Below are 24,878 nucleotides of genomic sequence, written 5' to 3'. Positions count from 1 at the left end.
AGGGTTGATTCATGAATCAACCCTACCCCACACCCCAAACCCCACACCCCACACCCCAAACCCCACACCCCACACCCCAAACCCGTTACAGTAGAGCAGGAAGTCGCCTTCCCACCCCCTGCTTCAAAACCGGACTTACGACTTTCGCCGTATCCGGCTCCTGAGTAACTAGGCTACTGTCATTAGTAGAATAATAATGGGAATTATTATTTCCTTGTCTATTCAACCCTCTTGGCTGTATCCCCACCAGACAAGATTGTTGGTTTTAGGGCGTATATGACCGTTGATTGTTGCTTAGACTTCCTAGTTACCCGTCCTTTGTCAGCATATCTTTGATATTACTCAAAGCCTTGGCTTTTAAGGACATCCTCTCCCTCTATTGACTTGCGGATGGTTTCCTACTGCCCCGAACGGGCAGAGTCAATCAGGGTTACTTCGTTCCCTATAACCATTGGTTGAACCCTTAGGATGATACTGTCCACAACAGAGTAACGGGAATGCCTTACTGATAGTGGTATGAGCTATCAGCCCCAACTCTGTTAACTTTTGTTTCGAGCCTGTCAGCCTTTTGGCTCGTGGGTGTTGACGATGGTTAATTCGTATCTTCGCCCCAGGGCTATCCATAGGTTCTGGCTCAACGGGTTTCTGATTTAGGCTATCAGATACCGCTTTTTTTTCCTCGCTCACTACCTCAGATGTACCAAGTCTAAAGCAGCAGGAAATGCCGTCACTCTAGGCATCTAGAGGACAGGACTAAGGTTATTACTAACCCGCACCTGTAGGGTTATAAAGTTATCAAGGTACTACATTTACCAAGCGGCTAATCCTCTAAACGTCTTACTGTCTAGTTTCTAGCCAACGAATCGCACCACACCCCACACCCTACACCCCACACCCCACACCCCACACCCCACACCCTGCCCCCACGAAAAACTTTTTGCCGCAAACCCTAAGTAAAAAATTTTTATAAACTTCTTGACAAAACCGGGGAGATAAATGCTAATATTAAAAAGGTCTGTCCAATGGGGATTAGCCAAGCGGTAAGGCAGCGGGTTTTGGTCCCGCCATTTCCTAGGTTCGAATCCTAGATCCCCAGTTTAGGATTTTTTATCCCCAATCCGCCAATGATCGAGAATATCCTCGATCAAAGCTTCCTTTAGCCAAATACGACCGATAAGCGCCAGGGGAACCGCCAGAAATAGCCCTAAAAAGCCAAAAATCGAGGCGAAAAACAACTGGGCTAACAGGGTAAAAGCGGGTAAGAGCCTGAGCGACCGCACTGTTAAAATGGGCAGCGGTGAATGACGGTCGAAATATTGAATTAACAGATAAATACTGCTGTAGAGTAGTAAAACCGCCCAGGGTTGCCAGGGAGTTTCCAGAAGGGCGATAGAAAAGGGTAAAATCGTGCTTAAAACTGGCCCGAGGTTGGGGATAAAGGTGAGAAATCCCGCGAGAATAGATTGGGAAAAAGCGAGGGGAATGCCGATCAGGGATAGACCCAGGCAACTGCCCAAGGTCATAATCAACATATGACAGAAAATCCCTTTCAGCCAAGCTTTTAAATCTCGATCGCACTGTTCTAGGATCGATCGTACCCTAGAACGGTAGAAAGCAGGAAATAAACGCAGAAAACAACGGTAGTAAGCGGCAGGATCGGCGAGAATCATCAAGCCCAGGGCAACAATTAGCAGTAAGCTGAGGATAATGCCGAAAGTACCGTAAAAAATGCTTAAACCCCGCCCAGCAATTTGGTTAATCAGGGGTTGTAATTGAGCGAGCAGTGTTTTAAAGTCCGGTAAGACACTGGCCAGACTAGGATCGAGATAATCCTCAAGACTATGGACTTGTCCCCAGAGTCTTTCTATAGCTTGGGGTAATAAACTAAATAATTGGCGAAATTGTTGGACTAAAGCGGGTATAATCCCCACAAAAATACCGATAATACCAATAAAGAAGCCAAAAAGAGTGATAATTAGGGCGTAGGAACGCTTGAGGTGATGACGCTGCCACCAAGTCACAGCCAAATTTAAAATCTGAGCCAGAAGAATCGCCATCAATAATAATAAGAGAATCTGTCGAATCTGCCAGAGAATCAACAGACAAAAGACTAACAGAACTAAACCGAGGCTGCTGCCAAAAGTCATGATGAGTAAGGAGAAAAATTCCTAATCAGTTATTGTCCGTCTCCAGAGGGCAAAAACCGTGAGCAGAAAAGGAGTAAAAACCAGAATTAAAGTGTTAAGAGGACTGGGAGCGATCGATAATAAAGGGGCAAGATATTTAATTCCCAGGGAAATCAAAGCCGATATCAAGATTATTTTTATAATCAAGCCGCTCATAGATCAATGTTTAGGTGACACAAGCACTATCTTATCCCTGAACAGGTTAAAAATTGCTGAAAATGTGGAAATCATACCCCATCAGTTTTATTAATACTAGGGCGAAGTGGCTAGATTTTCTGGGGGAGGTCGGTTCAGAGGGAACAGGAAAGTGTGAGACAATAGAAAGAAAAGGCTTAGTCAAGTAACTAGAGATTTTCATTGCTAGGACTTAAGACTTAATGGCAAGGATGAATCTTGACAGCAAATAAGATTTACCCTGTCCACCGCCCCTATCGTGCCGCCAATAGTCACCGTGATCACTTTAACTCTTTTACACCCCAGTCAAGCCACGTCCCTACAACATTGGCAATTTGACAATGATCAATCAACCATTCTCATCGGCAGGGCGCTGGATAATCATGTAGTTCTCTATAGTGCTGTGGTTTCGAGGCGGCACTTAGAAATCCGCCATAATGATGATCACGATGATTGGGAATTGGAAAATTTAGGGGCAAATGGGACGTTTGTCAATGGCAAACCGATCGAGAAAACCGCCGTCGTCGATGGTATGGTGGTTCGTTTAGCCACCTCTGGCCCGCAAATTCAAATTCGTCTCATCGATGAGGACGAGCAACCAAAATTAATCCTCAAACCCCTAGAGGCTCCTTTGGTGGGCGACCAAATCCAGCCAGAAAAGGATACTATCGCCAGCTAGAAAATATTAAATTTTTATAAAGTTTTTTCAATTTCCCTAACAAAATGTAAAAATAGATACAGAATAATAAATAAGATCTTTTCATTTGTTGTCCCTATATAGGGACGACAAGGGGGATTAAAGTCACTTTAAAGCATTGCAGGGAGTCGGTGATATGACGTTAGCCTATCGAGGAGTTAAGTACGAAAGGGATTCTCTCCCCTTGGAGATGAAGACCGGAGATATCGGGGGTAAATACCGAGGTCAACACTGGAATCACCATTATCCTCGCCATATGCTCCAATTAGAGCCGAAACTGCATCGTCAGTATCGTGGAGTTGCCTACAGCACCCGTCCTCATCTTGCTGGGCAAGTCACCCCAAACACTTGTCCGTTGCCCGTTGTCAAACCCCCTGTTGTTGTCCAAGAGGAAACCCTTTCTAGCATCCATCTGAACAATATTCGTCTTCGTCTGGAACGTCGGTTACAAATCGCTCAAGAGAATGGTGATGAAACCCTCGTTAATCTCTTGAAAAAAGAATCCCAAGACTTAGCCTTAAACTGCTAGATTAGCGGTTTTTCTCCACTTTCCCCTCGGTTCTGCCGGGGGGAATATTTTTGGGCGCAAAAATGCCTAAATCTTCCCCCCGCTCACTCCCAAGGCCGGCACTTTTTGATTTTAAAAAAGCCTCAAGATATTATCCAACAAGATTTTTAGATTTTTTCAGCCAACCCCAATTAGATTTGCGTAAAATTTACGCAAAAAATCTTTTTTTTCTTTGTCCAAAGTCCAAAAATGTTAAGAATTGTGTGCGATGGCCCTGTAGTCCATCCCGAAACAAGCTATAGTCATGGAAAGGTCAAATTTGAAAAATTTGGCTTTAAACCCTATCTGCGTAAGAACTTCAGGAGTTTGCATTCAGTAGTATTTTTGTATTACACGGCTTTAACTCAGGCTCTGTAAGACTTTTAGTTATAGCTAGTACAGATATACATAGAAGTCCAGTCATAAATTTGCCGAAAATTCCTCCCAATAGTTCCTTCAACTTTCCTACACTTTTAAAGAATTATCTTTCTTTTCTGTCTTTCGATGTTTGCTAATATCAGTGATAGTAACAAATTAATGGCTGATTTGGCTGATTCTAATGTGCAAACAAAAATCGGTCAATGGACGATAGTTTGGAGTCCTGTTATTTATGATCACGATCCCAAAAGTCAAGTCTGGGACAATATTATGTGCGTCGCTAAAGGTCAAAATCTAACAACAAATAATCCTCAATATGTAGTGGCGATTGCAGCGACAAATCCTCAGTCTGTATTTGACTGGTTACAGGAGGATGTTAATACCCACAATATGGTTCTCTGGTCTAGCACAAACCCAGAACAAGGTCATATTTCTGAGGGAACAAATACGGGATAAAAATTTTGCAAGGAATGAAAAATTCAAGCAATTTATCCCTCTTATAATTCCTGACTCAGGAAATACAAAAACAGCCCAAACAACCAAGATCACCATCGGAAAATCTGAACTGGAAAATAAACACCATGAAATTAGAAGACATCATTCAACAAAACCTCGTTAAACCCATTGATTCCTTAGCAGGAGACTCCGAACTTTGCCGAGAAGTTCAGACCCGTTTGCAAGTTCTCGGATTGCTTCCTGCTAATGGTGTTGATGGCATTTATGGACCCCAAACAAAACAAGCCTTTGAGCAATTCAAACAAAAAATCAAAGAAGGCGAATTGGATACCTTGGGAGCATCTTCGGCGAAATTTTTACTAGAACTTAAAGAATTACCAGGGGGTAATAATTTAATCTCCAAAGCTCAAGCCGAATCTATCTACAGTAATGTCATTAGCGATGGACAATTAGCAGACCTCAATTCTTGCTTAAATCGCTTTGAAATTAACACTCACCCCCGAATGTGTCATTTCTTAAGCCAAACTGCCCATGAAAGTGGAGGCTTGAAATGGATGAAAGAACTCGGTAGCGGTGAGGAGTATAACGGACGGAAAGACCTAGGAAATATTTATCCAGGAGATGGTCCCAAATATAAGGGAGCAGGCGTTATTCAACTAACGGGACGCAGTAACTATCAAGCTTTTGCGAATTATATTCATGATCCGAAAGTGATGGATGGAGTTGACTATGTTAGTACCACCTATCCTTTTACCAGTGGCGGTTTTTGGTGGCATAACAATAACATGAATGCTCTTTGTGATCGCGGTGCAACGGTGGAAGAAATCACCCGACGAGTCAATGGTGGTCTTAACGGACTAGCTGATCGTCAGGCTTACTACGAAAAAGCGATCAAAGTTTTTCCTGTTTAGCAATGCTTGTCCTACAGGTTTATCCTCAAATAGCTGTTCTGGTGCTAATTTTTACACCTCTAATGATAGGGTAAATTCGGGTCAACTTAATCAAGTTAAAAAGAGCGGTCATCCCTTTTTTGTGAAATTTGTGTTGTGACAATTACCTAGATTTATCTAAGATACGCCTAATCAATTGACAATTGGAGAAAATTTCAATGCCTACTTACGATCAACAACAAACGCTTTTCTGTCTTTCCATGTTCGCTAATATCAGTAATAGCGAGAAAGTTATTACAGATTTAGCCAATCCTACGGTTCAAGGAAAAATTGGTCAATGGACAATTCTTTGGGGTCCTGTTATTTATTATCATGATCCTAAAAATCAGAACTGGGATAATATTATGTATGTGGCGAAGGGAGAAAATGCCGAAACCAATAACCCTCAATAGGTAGTTGCGATCGCTGCTACGAATCCGAAATCAGTTTTTGACTGGTTACAGGAGGATGCTGCTACCCATAACATGGTTTCCTGGTCAACGCAATTCCCCGAACGCGGAAAAATTTCGGAAGGAACAAATACCGGAATTACTATTCTGCAAAACCTGAAAGATACCTCTAACCGCTCCCTGTTAGAATTTTTGACCCAGGAAATTCCCAGCCAATCTGACCAACCTATTGAAATCATTACCACCGGCCATAGTTTAGGTGGTGCATTATCTCCAGTAATGGCATTATGGCTGTACGAAAATCAAGCAACTTGGAACCCTACTGGTAAACAAATCACCGTCAATACCCAATTTTCTGCCGGAGCAACCCCAGGGGATAAAACCTTTTCTGATTACTACGGAAATACGGAGCCAGGTCTCAATCAAAGCAGCCGACTATGGAATAGTTTGGATATTGTTCCCCATGCTTGGAATATTGAGCAATTACAGCAGATTCCTACCCTGTATCAATCTTGTAATATTCCTAAATCTTCGAGAATTGCACTATTAGTTAATAGTCAAATTCAGAAAGTGAAAAACTGCAATTATCTCGCCTTAAATCCCAGCACTTTTGCCATGAAAGGTGAATGTGGCGTTTTTCCTCAACCGCAAACAACTCCCCTGAAGCAATTTCTGCAAGAAGCCTATTTTCAGCATATCCAAGCTTATTTCAATCTTCTGGAAATTGACTGGCCGCTGACAGAAAATGTGGCTAATGCTCTCACGCTAACGGATCAAGATTTAGATGATATTGCCACTAAGTTAAGCTAATTATTCTATACTACGAACAGATTACCAAGCTTTAGGCTGAAATTGAGGATCGTTTAAAATAATTACATTGTCTCCTGACTGAGCTAAGACAAATAATCCTTGACGATAAGCATAAAGAGCAATATCGTCGGGGACAACCATTCCGGCTACCGCTCCTAATGCTTTCAGATTCTGGTAACGAGGCATTAATCTTTTGAATTTTTCTAGTCGCTCTAAATGTTCGTCAACATCGCTTTGAGTCAGTTTACTTTTCACTTCAATTAAGACGGCTTCGGTATTATTAACTACTAATAAATCTATTTCGAGTCCCCCTTCGGGGCGTTGGGCTGACACTCCTGAGTATAATTCATGAACATCAAGCCCTCTTTCTTTAAATAATCTTACCGCGGCGGGACGAATTTGCCATTCGACAAATTCTCCCAAGCGATTTCCGAGTTTTCCTAGCTGTTTATCAACTCTCTGGCTTTGCTCTTTTAAAAGTCTTTCTGTTTCTTGAAAACGGCGATCGCTTTCTTGACGTTGTTCTCGCATTAAACGTTCTGTTTCTTGAAAACGGCGATCAGTTTCTTTTTGAGCTTCGACTAATTCCCCTAATAAACGCCAGACATCATCAGCGGTTGTGGCCATCAGATTTTCCCCTTAGATTTTTATTTCAATTATTATTCTACCAAGCTTTAGTCCGACATTGTGTGCTTAGGATTTCTTGGTCTTAAAATTATTTTTTTGAGACTTTCTTCTGGCTTGTGACAACTAGGTTAAATAAAGTCAACATTCCCACTGGATAAATTTGTAGAAGAACAAAGAAGAGGATTAATTGCCTAAGAAGGGCAATGTAAAGATTGGTTAAATTTTTTACATCGGCCACTTGACAGGGGGGGGATTGTGTATTCCGTTATTATCAACTATTGGAGTTATCGCAGGCAATAGGGAAAAAAAGCTTAAGCTTTGTGGGAATTTGCCGCACCCTACTTATCCTTAACAATAGGTTTACTGCTATAAGTTTTGACCCAACAGGAACTAATTTCCTGTTCAATCGTTCTTAATAAATGAATCCTCAATTGAGTCACGTTTGTTATTGAAGATAATCGATGATTCAATTACCCAGGATTGTTCAATATCTGCTCAATATAGCAGGTGACAAGGGGAAAAAAGCTTAAGCTTTGTGGGAATTTGCCGCCTCCTAGTTGTCCTAGCTGCCTTGGCGGTTGCCAAGTAGAGAAAAGCCAGATTATTTAATTTCAACTCAATCCGTATTAGGAGAATTTTTGCCATGGCTGCGCTTGCAAATATGAATCTTATTGGCGTTCCTCATGCCGTTGAATTAATCAGCGGTATCGGCGTTGGTTTTAATTGTTTTACTGGCAAGCAGATGACGAATGCTTTGGCAGCCAATCCAACAATTCAAAACTTAGGCACTAATTCCCAAAGTTTTTTTAAGATTTGTTATTCGGCTGAAGATTTTAATAATACCGTTACCAATTCCTTAGGCGTTTCGGCGCAGATTAGCTTAAAAAAAGCCAGCAATGATTCCAGTTCTGGTTCCGATTCTAGTTCTGGTTCCGATTCTGGTTCTGGTTCTGGTTCCAGTTCCGATTCTAGTTCTACCTTTAGCGACCCTTCAGTAAGTTCAACTCTGAGCCTATCTAATGCCTTGTCTATCAATGATACTTCCGTCAGTGTTATTGTTTATGCACGGGTTGAGAACATTCATCAGGCGCTGAGTCAATGCCAGTTAAACAGTAGCATTACTGTACCGACAACGCCAAGTGAATGCTTGAACTTTTATCAACAGTATGGCGATAGTTTTGTGTCTGAATTGACGGAAGGGGCGGAGTATGTGGCAGTTTTTGTTTTTTCTTGCCAAACCAAAGAAGACCAGCGCAGTTTACAGGCGGCATTGACAGCACAGGTGACAGTGAATGTTTGTGATCATATTTCGCCAACGCTGGGCGCTAATTTGACTGCTGGCATAACAGAAACCCTGAACAATACCACCGTGCGTTGTCAGATTTATCAATCTTTAGTTGGTAGCAGCGCTAGTTTGCCGACCTTTGCCAATAGTTCAGATGTGAGTCAATTTGTCTCTAATATAGTTTCAACTGCACAAAACTTGAACGCCAATACGCCAGTGGTGTTTGATTTTGCGGTAACTGGCTATGAAACCCTGTTTGGCAGCAGTTTAAGCGCCTCGTTTATGAATATTGCGGCTAACCGACAGATTTATCTTGATTGTATTGCTCCGACCCTGACAAGTTTAGGGTATCTTGCCAGCAAATATCAGTGGATTGCTACTGCGTATCAGGCTTATAAATATAGCGGCGATACCACGTTTAGCACCAACCAAAAGCAGTTAAATAGCGATATAAGTAACGTCAATAGCTGGATTAGCAGTATTGCGGCGAACCCAACACAAACGCCGAGCATTGCTAGTTCAATTAATCCGCCACTGAGTTTAATGAACGGCATACCGGTATTTAATTATTTAGTACCGACGCAACCGCTGTTTGGGGATACCAGTAACGAGCCGTTTCAGGATATTGATGTCGGCTCTGAGGTGAGTACCTCGAGCAGCACCAGTACCAGCACAACAGCGCTAAATGCAGGGATTAATGGCTCAATTTATGGTCATAACAGCCCAACCGCTTCGGGTACTTATTCGCAAGCCACCAGCCAAACTACGGGCATAGCGACGGCGATATCGAATATTCCGGTGCTTTATATGATTACCGTTTGGGGCAATAACAATGTCGCCCAGTTTTATGCCTCTTACAACACACTAAACTATACTAATCCATTTGCTCATGGCGCTGCTAATGTGTCTTCATGTAGTGGCGCAACCCTGTTTTTAACTGCTACTAATCAGGATGATGGTGTCGATAGCTTGAAGAATCAGGTGTATATCGACAAGATGAGCGGTCAAATCTCCAACGGCGTGATTACTCAGTTGAGTTTTACCGACAGTGCTAGTCACAGCATCACCCAACCGACAAGCACCAGTGGTAGCAGTTTTAGCTGGAGTTTGCCAGCAGCAGCGACGCTGATTGGCTTTCAGGGTTATTGCAACAGCAGTAATCTCCTCGGCTTGCAGCCAATTTGCATTATCGTACAGCCAGCAAAATGGTTAGCGCCATCGATTGAGACGCAACCGTTTGTCAATACGCTGCCAGTCAGCACCTTGGGCGTGGGCTATAATTCTTTTCTTGGCAGTGCTTTGCCGAATTCCGCACTAAACAGCAGCGCCTGTACCAGCGTTGACCAGGGGGCGCAAAGCGAAGTCATTATGAAAATTTGCGCCAGTCGCCAGTCATTATCGGAAACTTTGAGCAAAACCAGGGGATTTTCCATTGGCATACCAGGCTTTAAATTGAGCCACACCAAAACCAAAACCAAAACCATTCAAGTAACCGATACCGATGTGACGCTGGTGCTGATTACCCGTGTGGTGACATCGAGTCCGGTTTATACGCAATGCAACCTATCTCCCACGTTGGCTAATTTAACCACAGAGCAATTGTTCACTGAATATGGCGATTCATTTGTCTGCGCTACGGTTAACGGCGGATTGTATGTGGCGGTATTTGTGTTTCAATGCGATAGTAGCGCCGTACAGGAAACGGTGCAAAAAACCCTGAGTGCCAGTGCGTCGATTAAATCGGCCTCTCTCGATGCCAGTTTAAGTTCCGATGTGAGCAATGCCCAAAGTTCCAAAGGTGTTAATCTGATCTGTTACCAACAGGTTATCGGTAGCAGTAGTTTCTCTTTACCAAGTATGACTGGCAATGCCGAAACCGATGCGGAGGCTTTGGTGCAGACGGCCAGCCAGTTTTCTGCCAGCCATGTAGATACGCCTTGGCTGCTGTCATTTACCACGATGGGCTATGAAGGGCTGTTACCCGCCTCGGCTTTGAGCAGCTTCCAACCGATAGTTACCAACCGCCAGACTTATCAACTACAAGTCGCGCCTACTCTGACGCAGCTTTATGGCATTTGGTCTGAGATTGAGAACATCCTCCAGATTTATACGACTTACAATTACTACGCAGACCCTAATATTGGCTTTCCCATCAGGGGACAGCAACAAATGGTCTATAACGCGATCCAAGAATTGACCGCCTGGCTGACTGATGTTGCCGCCAATCCGCAACAGGCCGCTACCTCCCCTACTGACGGTTCCTGCGATCCCCTTGACATTATTGCCAAAGGGACTCCCAGCCTTAATTACAGCATAACCATCACCCCCTGTAACAGCAGCAGCAATCGATTATCGCCGCTGTGGGGCAACAATAATTCGGTGTCCTTTCAGGATATTTGCGCCGGACAGCCATTTTTCAACAGTAATACAGCCTTTAATGGCAATTATCCAGGGAACAGTACGCCGACACCACTTTGTTTAAAAGACTTGCCCAAGATCGCTGCTGTTCAGTTACATGGCGGCGATTATGTTGATCAGCTATCAACCATTTACAGTTATCAGGCTGGGGCCCAAACCTTTAGCCATGGCGGAAGTGGTGGCGGACCTTGTTTTAATCTGAATCTAGCCGTTGATGAATTTATCAGCAGCGTTAGTGGGACTTGCGGCGATTATATCAATCAACTCACATTCCAAACCACAAGCTCCCAAGACTATACGTTCCCGCTATCACCCTCCAGCACTGGTAACACAATTAGCTGGACTGCGGCAGATAATCAAATTTTGCTAGGTTTTCAAGGTTCCTCCGGCGATTATCTCAATCAGTTGCAATTGATTGTCCTGAGTCTCAGTCCAGCCAAATGGGCAGCCCCCCTACTGGATGACCTCTCCTCCCCCTTGCCTTGTCTTCCCATCACAACCGTGGGAATTGGCTTTAACAGCTTTAGCAACAGCGCTATGCCCAATGGTGCCTTGGATTTATCATCCCTGACTATCGGCGATCAAAACGCTACTGGCAAGCAGTGGTATCAAGTCTGTTCCTCTGGTGAAAGTTTGTCAAAGACGCTGAAATATGCGATCGGCGGCGGTGCTGACGATGATTCCTTCCATCGTAAAGTTACGCGCACGGCGAAGGTGAGCAATCTATCCGTAACGGTGGTGATCTATGCCTCCCATGAAAAAACCAGCCCGATCATTAATGGCACACCGCAATTAAGCAGTAGCGCACAAAGCTTGTTTAGCAGTTCACCGACGCAGTTTTATAGTGCCTATGGCGATAGCTATGTCTCTTCGGCAGTGTTGGGTATGGAATATATTGCCCTGTTTGTTTTTGAGTGCAGCACTGTTTCGGAACAGCAATCAGTCCTCAACAGTTTAAGCGCTCAGGGAGTGGTGCCAAGTGATCCGCCCATCACTTTAAGCGCTAATCTTGCCAAAAATATTACTCAGGCGGTGTCTTCACTAACCCTTGATTTCTACGCTTACCAGGTGATACGCGGCAGTGATACGCCCCTGCCCAATCCATTTAACAGCACCGGCAGTTCCAGCAGTTCCAGCAGTTCCAGCCAAGGCGCAGCACCGTTAATGAAGGCCTTGAATCCTGAAATCAGTAAGTTATCCCTTCCCTACGCCACCAGCAGCACCTCGACCAGCGATCCTGCTAACAGCGTCACTGTAACCAATGTAATCCAAAGTCTCCTGGCATTTGCCAATGGCTTGAGTGCCAATAACGTTACTGGTTCAGGCATCGCCCTCAGTTATACCACCGCTGGTTATGAGAATCTGGTTAGTGAAACCAGTAACTGGCAATTTCTCGCCAGTAATCGCCCAGTCGCTGATGCCATTAACAGCTATCTGGGTACTCTGGCCACTATCAATAACCAGATGCAGATTGTTGACGATTTGTATCAACGTTATAACTACACTGGCGATGCCACTTTTGCCGCAAACTGTGGGCAGTTGAAAAGTGATTATCAGGCGTTGCGATCGCAACAGATTAGTTTGTTTCAAAATCCGTTTACTGCCTCCTCCTACCCAACACAACCTCAAAGTATTACTAATGGTGTACCTACGGCTAACTGGTCAATCGTTACCGGACCAATCTGGGGTAATGATGCAAGCGCCGATTTCTGGGATATTAACAGTTCAATCGCGATCGGCTGCGAAACCATCAATGGCAGTACTGTAACCACAGCAACGAGCAGCAACAACAGCAGTAACCCGACACCACTCCCGTTGAGCCAACTACCGCTGTTGATTTCTGTTTCAATTTGGGGTGGTGATTATGTCAACCAAATTGGCACAACTTACCAATCCCTCAACGGGACCCAACAGTTTGCCCATGGCAAAGGCACTGTGAATGCCTGGCCAGCACTCAACTTGAGCAAAGGAGAATTTATTACCGAAATCACTGTCATCTATGGTGATTATGTGAACGCAGTTCAATTCAGCACCAACTATGGCCAAACCTCCTTGCTTGCACCTGCCAGTTGTGATTCAGCTTCCGTTGCCACTTGGAGTGTTCCTGGGAACTGCACTCTCATCGGCTTTCAAGGCAGCAGCGGCGATTATCTGAATCAATTGCAACCGGTGTGTCTGAGTTTTTCGCCTGCTAGTTGGTCGTCCATTTCGGCGGACCCAGTGCAATGGGTCGGAAATTATACGCAAACTACCTATTCGAAGTGGGCAACCCCGCCGAATTTAACGATCAGCCTAAATACGGAATCGTCTAGTGTTCAAGTATATCTTAGTGGTTCTCTGATTAATGGTTGGACTTTTGATCCTTCTACTAACGTGCTAAGTTGGACTGCCACAGGGGGAAATATCTCATCGGCAAGCTTAACTTTTTCCACTAATAGTAACGGTCAGCAGAGCTTTACCGGAACTTTGCAATGGGTTGCCCCAGAAACCCCTTGTTCGGGTCCTTATTCGGGAGTAGCGGTTGCTTAATTAAGTTTAAGACTGCGAGAATATCTCGTTATCTCGTTCCAGGGTTCTACCTGGGAACGCTCCCGTCAGGTTCTACCTGAACACAATATTTAAAGCCGAGCCTGGAAACGAGAAAGATATTGCTATATGTTTTGAGGGAACAGCAACTAATTTCTTGCTCGATCGTCATTCATAAATAAGTCATCAATTTAGTTGAATTTTGCTCAAGGAGACATCAACTATGACTCAATTACCCGGAATTATTCAAAGTGCGCCCAATCAATCTTTGGGGTTTGATGCTGATTCTGTAATTACCAAAGCTACCGCCCAAAAATTTGCCAGTCAGGGTTATAAATTTTGTCTCCGTTATCTTTCCTTGGGTGCAGGAGAAGCACCGGGGGATTTAACCTACGAAGAAGCTCTTAGCATTTTACAAGGAGGACTGGCGTTAATGCCTGTGCAGCACGTTTCTTCCCCTGGTTGGGTTCCTTCCGCCCAATTGGGAACAACCTACGGCGATAATGCGGCAAATAATGCAATTTCAGTGGGTTTTCCCAGGAAAGTAAATGTTTGGTTAGATCTGGAAGGAATTAGTTCTGAAGTTTCAGCCGAAGCGGTAATTCAATACTGCACAAGTTGGTATAATGCTGTCGCAGGCGCGGGTTATTTACCCGGGTTATATGTGGGGGCTAATTCGATTTTGAATAGTCAGCAACTCTATGATTTGCCTTTTCAACATTATTGGCAATCAGAAAGTACCGTTCCCCCGGTGGCGGTTCGTAGTTATCAAATGGTACAGTCTTACGTTGGTGAACCAGTTAATGGCATTGGCATTGACCAAGATATTACCTACATTGATAAGGAAGGCGGTGTGCCTCAATGGTTAATTTTAACCTAAGTTTAATCTTTGGATAATTGACTTGACGGGCGGGTATCTATACATTGATGTTATGCCCTATACTATATAGGGTTTGCTGAAAAAGCTTTTCCTGGGGGCAGGGTGTGGGGTGTGGGGTGTGGGGTTTTACCAGTTTTGAGGTGGTCAACTACCTAATTTTCAGGGAAAAAGTACCTGAATTTTCCCCCGATCCCCGCAATGGCTGGCACTTTTTGAGGGGAAAAAAGTCCAAAAGTCTTATCGGGAGCATCTCACCTTTGTAACCCCTAAATCAGGTTTTTATGTCAAGCTATTTTGAAAGCCTTGCTAGAAACCAGTTTTATGGATAAGTATAATTACTCACTTGCATAAATGAGATGCTCCCAGTCTTATCCAACAAGGTTTTTAGATTTATTCAGCAGACCCTATATAAATTTTGCTCTAGGAATATCAACCACTTTACTTTTTGACAAGGAGAGAAAATCTATCATGGCAAAGAATAAAATTGTTGTCTTAAGTGACGTACATATTGGCACGAATGTCCCTACTAATTGGTATCAAAAAAGTTTTCATGAACCGTATTTGTCAGCGATTCTAGATTATGTGATTGATAACGCTGACTCTATTCAGGAGTTCAGGAGCTAATTTTACTTGGTGATCTGTTCGACTTTTGGACTTATCCGCCTAATTTTACTCCTCCGGCTACCGTTGATATAATTAACGCCAATCCTAATATTTTTGGAGCAACGGGAAAGTTAAGTCAAGCTTTAACTGCTCTCCAAGGGAATGTAACTTATGTCAATGGAAACCATGACATGAATGTCACTCAAACTGACTTAAATAACATTCAAAACTCAGCTAATTACAAGATCAAATATTGTTCAGATACGATTTATTATGTCACCTCTAGCAATGGACAAAAAATGGCTTTTACTCATGGTAACATTTTTACCATGTTTAATGCTCCCGATCTTCAATCTTCCCTGAGTCCTTTACCTGTTGGTCATTTTGTTACCCGAGCTATAGGTTATATGTTAAACAACACCCTTACTCCGGGACAAACTGTTGCTGATTTATCGGGACAAGGTAATCCTAACGGAATCGATTTAAGTGGTTTGGTTTCCTCGGTTGGTTCTCTCATTACTTCAGGTAACTTAGTCAGTGCCGTGCTTGATTACATAATTAAAGTAACTGGAATACCAGAAAATGAGCCGATTATTTTAGCGAATGGCCAAACAAAAACTATGGCAGATGCTAAACAGATATATAGTGGTTTACAAGATCAGTGGATTGCTGATTGGGGAGGAGGTACTAATGGTGAAATGATTACGGGCAAATCGGCGATCGCTGATTTAAGTGGAACTTATATTGCTTGGTTTGCTCAACAATCCGCTTTAGAATCTAACTCAAATTTAATCGTTTTAGGACATACCCACGCTCCGAAATTAGGTATAACTAATGGCTTTGTTCAATATGTTAATGATGGGTTTGAGTGTCCTTCCAGTCCCGATGTTCCCCCACAAACCTTTACTTTTGCTGTGATTGATACAGATACCTGCCAAAGTAATGTTTGTCAAGTAATAAAGCAGAATAATTCTTATCAAATTGTTCCTTTTGCTGCCCCGCCGGACTCAGTAATTTCCTCGATGTCAATGGATTATTCCTGTTATGTTAGCATTGATAACACTCAAGGAAAGTCAACCTTAACCTTAACTAAACCTGCAACTAATGAACACGGTTATTATGTTGTCAGTCCTCCTCAACAGATTAACCCCGGAGAACAGGTCAAGTTCTGGTTACAAGATGCTCCCGGACTATATGGCACTCAAGGGAGTGCAGTCTATTCCCAAGTAGGGGGTAACTCTCTTACTTTTGACTATGCTTGTCCTACAGGTTTATCCTCAAATAGCTGTTCTGGTGCTAATTTTTACACCTCTAATGATGGGGTAAATTGGGGTCAACTTAATCAAGTTAAAAAGAGCGGTCATCCCTTTTTTGTGAAATTTGTGTTGTGACAATTACCTAGATTTGTCTAAGATACGACAAATCAATTCACAATTGGAGAAAATTTCAATGCCTACTTACGATCAACAACAAACGCTTTTCTGTCTTTCCATGTTCGCTAATATCAGTAATAGCGAGAAAGTTATTTCCGATTTAGCCAATCCTACGGTGCAAGGAAAAATTGGTCAATGGACAATTCTTTGGGGTCCTGTTATTTATTATCATGATCCTAAAAATCAGAACTGGGATAATATTATGTATGTGGCAAAGGGAGAAAATGCCGAAACCAATAACCCTCAATATGTAGTTGCGATCGCCGCTACGAATCCCCAATCAGTTTTTGATTGGTTACAGGAGGATGCTGCTACCCATAACATGGTTTCCTGGTCAACGCAATTCGCCGAACGCGGAAAAATTTCCGAAGGAACAAACACCGGAATTACTATTCTGCAAAACCTGAAAGATTCCTCTAACCGCTCCCTGTTAGAATTTTTGACCCAGGAAATTCCCAGCCAATCTGACCAACCTATTGAAATCATTACCACCGGCCATAGTTTAGGTGGTGCATTATCTCCAGTAATGGCATTATGGCTGTACGAAAATCAAGCAACTTGGAACCCTACCGGTAAACAAATCACCGTCAATACCCAATTTTCTGCCGGAGCAACTCCAGGGGATAAAACCTTTTCTGATTACTACGGAAATACGGAGCCAGGTCTCAATCAAAGCAGCCGACTATGGAATAGTTTGGATATTGTTCCCCATGCTTGGAATATTGAGCAATTACAGCAGATTCCTACCCTGTATCAATCTTGTAATATTCCTAAATCTTCGAGAATTGCACTATTAGTTAATAGTCAAATTCAGAAAGTGAAAAACTGCAATTATCTCGCCTTAAATCCCAGCACTTTTGCCATGAAAGGTGAATGTGGCGTTTTTCCTCAACCGCAAACAACTCCCCTGAAGCAATTTCTGCAAGAAGCCTATTTTCAGCACATTCAAGCTTATTTCAATCTTCTGGAAATTGACTGGCCGCTGACGGAAAATGTGGCTGATTCTCTCACGCTAACAGAGCAAGATTTAGATGATATTGCCACTAAGTTAAGCTAATTATTCTATCGCTAAACAGTCGGCAGTGGGAATCGGCACGACTGTAAATGGGGAGGAACAGAAAGGGAAAATAATTAAATTATTCACTTCTGACCTCTTAAGTAATTCCCTTTAATTTCAACTCAAAAGGAGATAATCATGTCTTTTCCCTACACTCAATGTATTTCGGCAATCACTATTCCTGCTGGTGAATATAAGAACTATACTTTTGTCGTCGCTGCTTACCAAAGTGGGATCTCGGTTGGGCAATTTTCACCGAATCCAACCCCACCAAGTTATACTTTAGGGGGGGTGAGTAATCTTGATAATAATGGTGCCAGTACCACTGCTATTGAGTTTCTGCTTGATTACAGCAACACTGACTATTCACCACCTTACTATTTTGTTTACGGATCTGAAGACGAGAATATTTGGCTTAATAGCATTAATCCCGCTACTGGAGGCAGCCACTTCACAAGTAGTAATGTCACGACTCAGATCGCTTCGGAAAAACAACCCGATGCGCCAATTGCCGGACTTTTCTATTATTTCCCCGAAAGCCTTCTTTACGTGGCAGCGTCTAATGGCAACCTCTACTGGTATTCAGTCACTTGGTCTAACGGCGTGCCGAGCTTGTCTTATGTGGGTTCAAACACATCTTATAGCCAGACGGATGGAGCGTCCGTATCTCTGACCTTTTTCCCTGCGGGGAAGCTAACTAACTACGATTGTCTGCTACTCGGCGGGTGTGCGGCCACGGGGGTTATTTTCAATGCCAAAAACCCATCTTCAACTCCTACCCTTTACGGGTATCACGGTGGATGTAATGCAACTGACGTTTGTCAAGGACCAAAAGGCATTTACTGGGCAACCCCGGCTGGCGGTTTACACTATCAGCCCTATAGTGGGTTCAATGCCTCGTTAAGTCCTATTTGGACAGTACCCAGTGGACAGGTCATTTTATCTTTGGCCTATTCACCCAACGCCGGTAATGCAGATCCGGGAAATTATCCAGAGGGAGCAATCTTTATTGCCACGGCTCCGTCCAACCCCTCTAATTCCTCTATGGGCAGTATCTATGTTTGCGATGCCAGCACTAACACGGTGGGCAATGCCGCCCAACAGGATGCAACCATCTCAGGGAGCCCCTGGGGCATCATTGCCGATGCCAATCTGACTTATATGTGTGCAACTGGTTCATGTGGTGTTTTCCTAAGTACCTTGGCAGCTTATAATCCAGAATCAACTATTCCTGAGAATGGAATGTTAGTACCAAATAAGGGGACTAGCGGTGTTGGGCATACCTGGATCAGTGATCTTGTTTCCGCCGCCGCGTTGGTTTTTGGCGTGGTGACAGAGGATCCCGTTGCTGTCGGTTGGGCAGTTGCAGGTATTGATGCTGGGGCAATCGATGCCCAAACGGGTTATTAAGCGAATAGGACGCTATAGTACCAGTTGGTTGGTGTGAGAAAAAAAAAACAAACTTTCCTCAACCAACCTAACAATCTCTTGAATCAACAAAACTTAATCAAATATTCAAGGAGGTCATCAATTTATGGTTTTATACCGATGCAAAGAAAGCTATACTATCACCGTCAAAGATGAGGATGGATCTTTTTTATGGAATTTTAATAACTTTCCCTGCGATTTTGTCGGAGACAGACGGGGTGAAGCCGATATGGGAGCTATTCCTTTTGAGTTTAAACCCTACAATATACCTCTAGTGGTTGCCAATGCTAGATTATTTTCTGTCTTTGGTTTTGATGATCCCTCTTGGTTGGGAAGTCCCTTAGATATTCGTCTCTGCTTTGCCGCTGATAATGGGATGCAGTCGATTACTTTAATACCGAATAAAGCGGCGGATTTTGAAGTGATTGAAGACAGCGAACGTTGTAACATCCTTCGTCATGTCTATGATAGTCGTTCCTATTTTGAAATTTTGTTAGGGAGTACACAAGAAAACGCGGATACGGATACCATTTGGCTACATACTATGAATGTCTATCAAGACTAACCATTAAAGCGGATTCGCTAACTATCAACTTGAATTGGCTTATTCATCCAGTGGAAGTCGAGATATTAAGCGATCGCCTAGCTCAAGACTAATAAAAACGCTGAAAAAATTAACAACAGGAGAAACAACGATGACTGGTACTAATTCCACTAGCCCAAATTATGTAATCGTCACCGATCAATATTGGGATGGTTTGGCTGATAATCCCCTTGGTGCCACGGAAATTCGCGTCGAAAATGGGAATATCACTGCGATCGCTACAACAGTTGATCACAGCAACGCTGAAATTATTGAACTAAAAGGACACACCGTTACCCCTGGTTTCATTGATTGTCATGTTCATATCACCTTCTGTGAAGGGGATCCTACAATTCCAGAAAATCCTTATATGGTGACAGTGCCATTAATGACCCTTTATAGCTTAAATCCCCTGAAAATACTGTTAATGAACGGTTTTACTACTGTACGGGAAGTGGGTTGTCCCGATCCAGAATTTATTACCGTCGATCTCAAAAAAGCGATCGCCAAGGGCTGGATTATTGGACCAGATCTATTGGTAGCACCTCACCTGATTTCAGCCCAAGGAGGACATGGTGATTTTACCTCTTTAGTTGCTTTTCAGTTCAGACCAGAAAAATTTGAAGTAGCAGACGGAACAGCAGAAATTATCCGCATAGTACGGGAAGAAATTCGCTCAGGAGCAGATTGGATTAAATTCTGTGCTACAGGGGGTTTTAGCTCTCCTACGGATGATCCGAGTCAAACCACCTATTCCCAAGAGGAGATGAATATTCTGGTTAGTACCGCCAAAGATTTCGGTATTTCTGCTTGTCCTCACGCTTATGGAGGGGAAGGGGTTCAACGTGCTGTTAATGCGGGGGTACGTTCCATTGAACATGGTAATCTTGCCAGTTCCGAGACTTTGCAATTGATGGAGCAGAAGGGAGTTTATCTGGTACCAACTCAATACACTGTTTTAGAAAAAGCTCGCAATGCCAATAATCCTGAATATTGGCAAAATCGTTCTCCTTGGCAACACGCTAAATATCAAAAATATGCCTCTCAACTGATTGCTTGTGCTGATAATTTAGCTAAAAGTAACGTTAAGATTGCTTTTGGTACTGATGCGGGAACTTTTCCTCATATAGATAACTGGAAAGAGTTTCCAGCGATGGTTCAAAATGGTATTACTCCTTTACGCGCTTTAAAAGCAGCAACTACTGTAGCGGCTGAATTATTAATGCAGCCGAATATTGGTGCGTTAGCGGTGGGGAAATTTGCTGATATTATCGCTATGCCGGGTAATCCTTTTGAGGATATTAATGTTACTGGTAAAGTTGATTTTGTGATGAAACGGGGAGTCATCTATAAACAACCATCGGGAGGACAAGTATAATGGTTTTGTCATCAAATCTCTGGAAGACACCAGTAACACTGCTGACGGGTTTTTTAGGTGCGGGTAAAACTACTTTACTTAACTCCATTCTTAAGGGTAAAAGTGATCGCCGTTTCGGCATACTGGTCAATGATTTTGGTAGTCTTAATATTGATCAGATGTTAATTAAAAATAGAGACGATGATCTAATCACTCTTGAGGGAGGTTGTGTTTGTTGTAGTTTACAAAATAATCTGGTTAATTCCCTTCCCAAAATCCTATCTCTCCGTCCAGATCAGATCTTAATTGAAGCCAGTGGAATTGCTAACCCTTATACCCTGTTACAAACCCTAAAGCGTCCAGTTTTAAGTAGAATAATTCGCTTGGAAAGCATTATTACCCTAGTTGATGCGACCTATCTACCCCAAATTTGTGAACCATCTGGAAAAATTAACTATCAAGATTTGCTAATTGATCAAATTTCGGCTGCTGATATTGTGGTTCTCAATAAAATTGATTTGATTGATGAAAAAGCACAAATTAATGCTAGTCAAATTATCCAAAAAATAGCACCTTGGGTGCGTTTGTTAAAAGGGAGTTATGGGGATGTTTCCCTAGATTTATTATTAGGATTTAGGGACTCATTTCCCGTTCGTTCTGTATCTAGTCAATTAAAATCTAATCACTCTGATAACTTTCATACTTGGAGTTATGAAAGTGTTCGCCCTTTTCAGTTATTAACCCTGGGAAAAATATTAGGGAAATTACCCGTAACTGTATGGCGAGCCAAGGGTATTTTATCTACTGTTGAACATCCCAATAGAGGAGTAATTTTGCAACAAGTGGGGCCGAGAATTACCTTAGAAATAGGCGAAGAATGGGGTAATAATCCACCCTTTACCCAATTGGTATTAATTAGCACGGAGGCAATGAATACAAAAATATTACAGCAGCAATTAGATAGCTGTTTAAGAGTAGAGGATTTTGAGGTAAATTCAAAAACTCAAACCAAAGATAATTTTATTTTAAGTAACGAAATGTAACAAATATATCACAATTATCCAGGGTGAAACGTTTTATCAAAAAACTGGGTTTAAAACCTCCTCCTTCTAGGGGGACTTTATGTTAGAATTTTAGTAATCTAGAAAACCCGCCCTATCATAGAGAAAATCCGGCAACGGATTGACCCTGAGCGTAGCCGAAGGGTCAACGTCGAGTAAGGGGAAGCTGGAGAGATAGCCTTTTCATTCTATTAATCAATCTAAAAAGTCCCCAAAAATATGATAACTTCCACTCCAGTCAAAAAAAATGACGATGTTAACGCCTTAAATGCGGATATTAGGGAAGTTTTATTAGAGGTTTTGCCGATAATTTCTCCTGAATTACAACTAGAACTCACTAAGTTAGTTCAACAGATTCATCACCTGAATTATTTGATTTATAAAAAAAGTAATAGCTGGAAAATTGGTTGGTTTATTTTTAACAATGATCCAACTAAATTGATTTTGTTATTAGAGGAAATTAAATATATATTGCTCATGGCAAAAACTAATAAAGTCGGAGTTGATGCTATTCGAGAATTCAGAATTAATCTAGAAAAGGAAATTAATAATAGTCGCTATTTTTTATGGGGACATATTTTAAATGGATTTAGTTCTATCTATTCTACAAGATCAGTCCCATTCAAAATATTTTTAGGTTTATCTATTACAACTTTTTTATCTATGATTGCACTCAAATTTTCTGCTCAAGAAATTTACATATTTGATGATAATTTACACCAGAAACACTCTCAAGAGGAGGCACTTATTTCAAAACCATTACCTCAAGCAAACTCCCCAGCCCCCATTCCTTCTAGTAGTTATTCAGAACATTTAACATCATCGAGTGATACGGTAAATCCTGATCGGCATATAATTTATGCTTTAGTTTATGCGGCAACAGCAGGAGTGTTGGGAAGTGTTGCTAGTATTTTACTCAGAATTATCGACTTTACAGACCAAAAATATGACGACCCTCTCATTCCTTTTTTTATTGGTTTGTTTAGACCGTTAATTGGTCTAATTTTAGGTATTTTTATCTTTAGTTTAATTAGCTCAGATACGTTGATTAAAATTGATTTTATGATTACCCAGGATAAAAATTCTTCTAGTTTAATAACAAACAAAGCCCGTCAGGATTTATTTATCTTTTCCTGTGCTTTTTTAGTGGGATTTAGTGAAAGATTTGCCTCAGATTTACTTAAAAAAACTGAATCTGGATTAATTGAAAAATAATTTTATTGGCTAAATTATACAGACCTTTGCGGATTCAAGACATACAATAACAGCAGTGGTCAAAGGGATTTATTTTCAGTTAGGAAAAGATGGGGGGCAATCTGTTTAGAGTGGGTTCCTGCATAATACTCTTTCACTAGCTTTGTTAATTCTTGTTTAGCCGAGTTAAGCTGGTCTGGTTCTCTGTATTTACTTTTATTTTGTTTTTGGCCGAGACTATTTAAATTATACGCCTTGGCCACCGCTGCTAAATCTCCCAGAAACCAAGATTCTAATTCATGACAAATAATCCGAATTAAGACTTGAGCATCACTGGCATTTTGACAAATTTCCCCTAGGTCTTTTTTGAGTTTTTGACAGTCGTGGGAATCCTGATCGTGAACAATAATAAATTTGGTATTGGGACTAGAGTTCTTGAAAGCTTTGAGTTTTCTAGGAATAGATTTGGCTAGGTCTTGTTTACCTTGATGACTAATACATTTATAGCTGATTTCTGGGGGAATAAGCTTAGGCAAAAGTTCTTCTAACACATTTTTTATAGATGACTCTTCTAGCAAAAATACGATATCATAGTTCATTAGGGTTCTACTCCTTTAAACCAGCCTTGATTCCAAAGATAGCCGGGTAAATCGCCTGCCGCTACTAAGTTTTTGAGGATTTCGCTATCGGTAGCCCTATGGATTTGGGTGATACCTTGGGATTTAATTAGCCAGAAAATACTAGCTAGTGGAACCGCATTGATAAAATCGGGGGAGTGGCTAGAAACAAATACCTGACCCCCCTGATCGCTATAGTGGGCGAATTCTTCGGCTAGTTCTTTTAATAAAGTAGGATAAAGTTGGTTTTCTGGTTCTTCGACACAGAGTAGGGGATGAGGATTGGGATCGAATAGTAATATTAAATAAGCGAACATTTTCATAGTCCCGTCAGAAACATAGCGATCAATAAAAGGGTCTTTAAAGGCCTGATCTTGAAAACGTAAAATCAAGCGACCGTCTTCGGTTTCTTTGGCTTCCACAGAGGAAATACCCGGAACTCGTTGTTTCATTTTTTCGAGAATTTGCTGAAAAATTTTGGGATATTGTTGATAAATATATTGAGCAACTGTAGCTATATTGTCGCCAGTGGGGGATAAGTGTTCAGCATAAGATATTTCTTTACTTCCTCTAGCTTCGCTAATATGAAAGTCAGAAACGTGCCAATTTTCAATCAGAGAACGAAAGGCTGTAGCGGCTTTAAAACGTTGAAATTGTCCTAATCCTTTGATTGCTAGTATATCGTTAGATTCTAGCTGTTGTTCTTCTCGATCGAGTTCTTTATCCGGTTTACTAAAATCTTCTTCGTTGGTGATAGCATATCCTTGACCAAGTTGAAAATCTAAAAAATGAAAAGGTTTACCGTGTTCACCCCGTTTATAGCGAAGTATTTCGCGTTTGATAACGGGGCGATTATTGTTTTGTCCAATTATGATTTGATAAGTAACCAGACGTTCTGTATCTAAGATTTTCATGGGAAATTGCAGCTCGATTTCAATATCTTCCTGTTCTTGACCTCTAGTGATAATTTCTCTATAACCGCCGCGAATTTGTAAAGCTTGGCGAATGTTGTTTTTAAGGGCATCTCGCAGAAACCCAAAAATATCAAATAGAGTAGATTTTCCCGTGCCGTTAGCTCCAATAATCACACAAAAAGGAGGAATATCTCTTATGTGTATGTTTTTAAACATACGATAGTTTTTTATTTTAATAGAAACAATTTTCATGATATAATCAAGCAGTTATAGTTTTTTTGATTATACGATTGATCATGTGAAGATTG

The 24,878-nt window shown here is 41.9% G+C and carries 21 protein-coding genes and 1 tRNA gene; 17 read left to right on the top strand and 5 right to left on the bottom strand.

What is annotated here, in order from left to right:
• Nucleotides 1-11: 11 nt before the first annotated feature.
• Both MAE_RS33785 and MAE_RS11535 read left to right on the top strand, forming a co-directional pair.
• Nucleotides 12-164: a hypothetical protein gene (locus MAE_RS33785; protein ID WP_162467761.1), complete on the top strand. Its 153-nt coding sequence runs from the start codon at nt 12-14 to the stop codon at nt 162-164.
• A gap of 859 nt (nt 165-1,023) precedes the next feature.
• A tRNA-Gln gene (locus MAE_RS11535) sits at nt 1,024-1,096 on the top strand.
• 1 nt (nt 1,097) lies between these two features.
• Here the strand turns inward: MAE_RS11535 and MAE_RS11530 are convergent.
• Nucleotides 1,098-2,147, bottom strand: a complete 1,050-nt coding sequence (locus MAE_RS11530) for an AI-2E family transporter (protein WP_012265731.1) — start codon at nt 2,145-2,147, stop codon at nt 1,098-1,100.
• Nucleotides 2,148-2,168: 21 nt separating this feature from the next.
• Complete coding sequence (locus tag MAE_RS32055) at nt 2,169-2,342, bottom strand: hypothetical protein (protein WP_002799164.1); 174 nt, start codon at nt 2,340-2,342, stop codon at nt 2,169-2,171.
• Nucleotides 2,343-2,637: 295 nt separating this feature from the next.
• On the opposite strand from MAE_RS32055, the gene MAE_RS11520 reads away from it, so the two are divergent.
• The 6 genes from MAE_RS11520 (at nt 2,638) to MAE_RS11495 (ending at nt 6,587) form a co-directional block, all read left to right on the top strand.
• Nucleotides 2,638-3,039 (top strand): FHA domain-containing protein, encoded by a 402-nt coding sequence (locus tag MAE_RS11520; protein ID WP_012265729.1) that lies wholly within the window; start codon nt 2,638-2,640, stop codon nt 3,037-3,039.
• Nucleotides 3,040-3,193: 154 nt separating this feature from the next.
• Nucleotides 3,194-3,586: a DUF4278 domain-containing protein gene (locus MAE_RS11515; protein WP_012265728.1), complete on the top strand. Its 393-nt coding sequence runs from the start codon at nt 3,194-3,196 to the stop codon at nt 3,584-3,586.
• 522 nt (nt 3,587-4,108) lie between these two features.
• Nucleotides 4,109-4,438, top strand: coding sequence for a hypothetical protein (locus MAE_RS11510; RefSeq protein ID WP_012265726.1), 330 nt, complete (start codon nt 4,109-4,111; stop codon nt 4,436-4,438).
• A gap of 125 nt (nt 4,439-4,563) precedes the next feature.
• The gene (locus MAE_RS11505) at nt 4,564-5,349 is read left to right on the top strand and encodes a hypothetical protein (protein ID WP_012265725.1); all 786 of its coding nucleotides are present in this window, start codon (nt 4,564-4,566) and stop codon (nt 5,347-5,349) included.
• A 197-nt stretch (nt 5,350-5,546) separates the two neighbouring features.
• Entirely contained in the window at nt 5,547-5,780 is a 234-nt protein-coding gene (locus tag MAE_RS29405) for a lipase (RefSeq protein WP_125730241.1), read from the top strand.
• Between the two features lie 9 nt (nt 5,781-5,789).
• Nucleotides 5,790-6,587 carry a lipase family protein gene (locus MAE_RS11495; RefSeq protein WP_331448724.1) on the top strand — a complete coding sequence of 266 codons (798 nt, stop codon included), beginning with the start codon at nt 5,790-5,792 and terminating at the stop codon, nt 6,585-6,587.
• A 21-nt stretch (nt 6,588-6,608) separates the two neighbouring features.
• Here MAE_RS11495 and MAE_RS11490 read toward each other — a convergent pair whose 3' ends face one another.
• Nucleotides 6,609-7,214 (bottom strand): hypothetical protein, encoded by a 606-nt coding sequence (locus MAE_RS11490; protein WP_002759942.1) that lies wholly within the window; start codon nt 7,212-7,214, stop codon nt 6,609-6,611.
• A 643-nt stretch (nt 7,215-7,857) separates the two neighbouring features.
• Here MAE_RS11490 and MAE_RS11485 point away from each other — a divergent pair.
• From MAE_RS11485 to MAE_RS11445, 9 genes are all read left to right on the top strand, one after another.
• Entirely contained in the window at nt 7,858-13,446 is a 5,589-nt protein-coding gene (locus MAE_RS11485; RefSeq protein WP_231859768.1) for a jacalin-like lectin, read from the top strand.
• Between the two features lie 220 nt (nt 13,447-13,666).
• Nucleotides 13,667-14,323 carry a DUF1906 domain-containing protein gene (locus MAE_RS11480; protein WP_002759945.1) on the top strand — a complete coding sequence of 219 codons (657 nt, stop codon included), beginning with the start codon at nt 13,667-13,669 and terminating at the stop codon, nt 14,321-14,323.
• A gap of 794 nt (nt 14,324-15,117) precedes the next feature.
• On the top strand, nt 15,118-16,317 hold the full coding sequence (locus MAE_RS11475) for a hypothetical protein (protein WP_012265719.1): 1,200 nt from the start codon (nt 15,118-15,120) through the stop codon (nt 16,315-16,317).
• 58 nt (nt 16,318-16,375) lie between these two features.
• Complete coding sequence (locus MAE_RS11470) at nt 16,376-17,416, top strand: lipase family protein (RefSeq protein ID WP_012265718.1); 1,041 nt, start codon at nt 16,376-16,378, stop codon at nt 17,414-17,416.
• Between the two features lie 138 nt (nt 17,417-17,554).
• Entirely contained in the window at nt 17,555-18,826 is a 1,272-nt protein-coding gene (locus tag MAE_RS11465; protein WP_012265717.1) for a hypothetical protein, read from the top strand.
• 124 nt (nt 18,827-18,950) lie between these two features.
• On the top strand, nt 18,951-19,409 hold the full coding sequence (locus MAE_RS11460) for a hypothetical protein (RefSeq protein WP_012265716.1): 459 nt from the start codon (nt 18,951-18,953) through the stop codon (nt 19,407-19,409).
• Between the two features lie 130 nt (nt 19,410-19,539).
• Nucleotides 19,540-20,805, top strand: coding sequence for a metal-dependent hydrolase family protein (locus MAE_RS11455; RefSeq protein WP_012265715.1), 1,266 nt, complete (start codon nt 19,540-19,542; stop codon nt 20,803-20,805).
• Entirely contained in the window at nt 20,805-21,827 is a 1,023-nt protein-coding gene (locus tag MAE_RS11450) for a CobW family GTP-binding protein (protein ID WP_002795432.1), read from the top strand. The genes MAE_RS11455 and MAE_RS11450 overlap by 1 nt, the downstream gene beginning before the upstream one ends.
• A 237-nt stretch (nt 21,828-22,064) precedes the next feature.
• Nucleotides 22,065-23,060: a hypothetical protein gene (locus MAE_RS11445; RefSeq protein WP_012265714.1), complete on the top strand. Its 996-nt coding sequence runs from the start codon at nt 22,065-22,067 to the stop codon at nt 23,058-23,060.
• Nucleotides 23,061-23,119: 59 nt separating this feature from the next.
• Here MAE_RS11445 and MAE_RS11440 read toward each other — a convergent pair whose 3' ends face one another.
• Nucleotides 23,120-23,638 carry a DUF4276 family protein gene (locus tag MAE_RS11440; RefSeq protein ID WP_012265713.1) on the bottom strand — a complete coding sequence of 173 codons (519 nt, stop codon included), beginning with the start codon at nt 23,636-23,638 and terminating at the stop codon, nt 23,120-23,122.
• Entirely contained in the window at nt 23,638-24,822 is a 1,185-nt protein-coding gene (locus MAE_RS11435) for an AAA family ATPase (RefSeq protein ID WP_012265712.1), read from the bottom strand. Before MAE_RS11435 ends, MAE_RS11440 begins: the two co-directional genes overlap by 1 nt.
• Between the last annotated feature and the right edge of the window lie 56 nt (nt 24,823-24,878).

Origin of the sequence: Microcystis aeruginosa NIES-843 (assembly GCF_000010625.1) — a bacterium.
Classification (GTDB): Bacteria; Cyanobacteriota; Cyanobacteriia; order Cyanobacteriales; family Microcystaceae; genus Microcystis; species Microcystis aeruginosa.
This window is presented reverse-complemented; position numbering and strand designations above follow the sequence as displayed.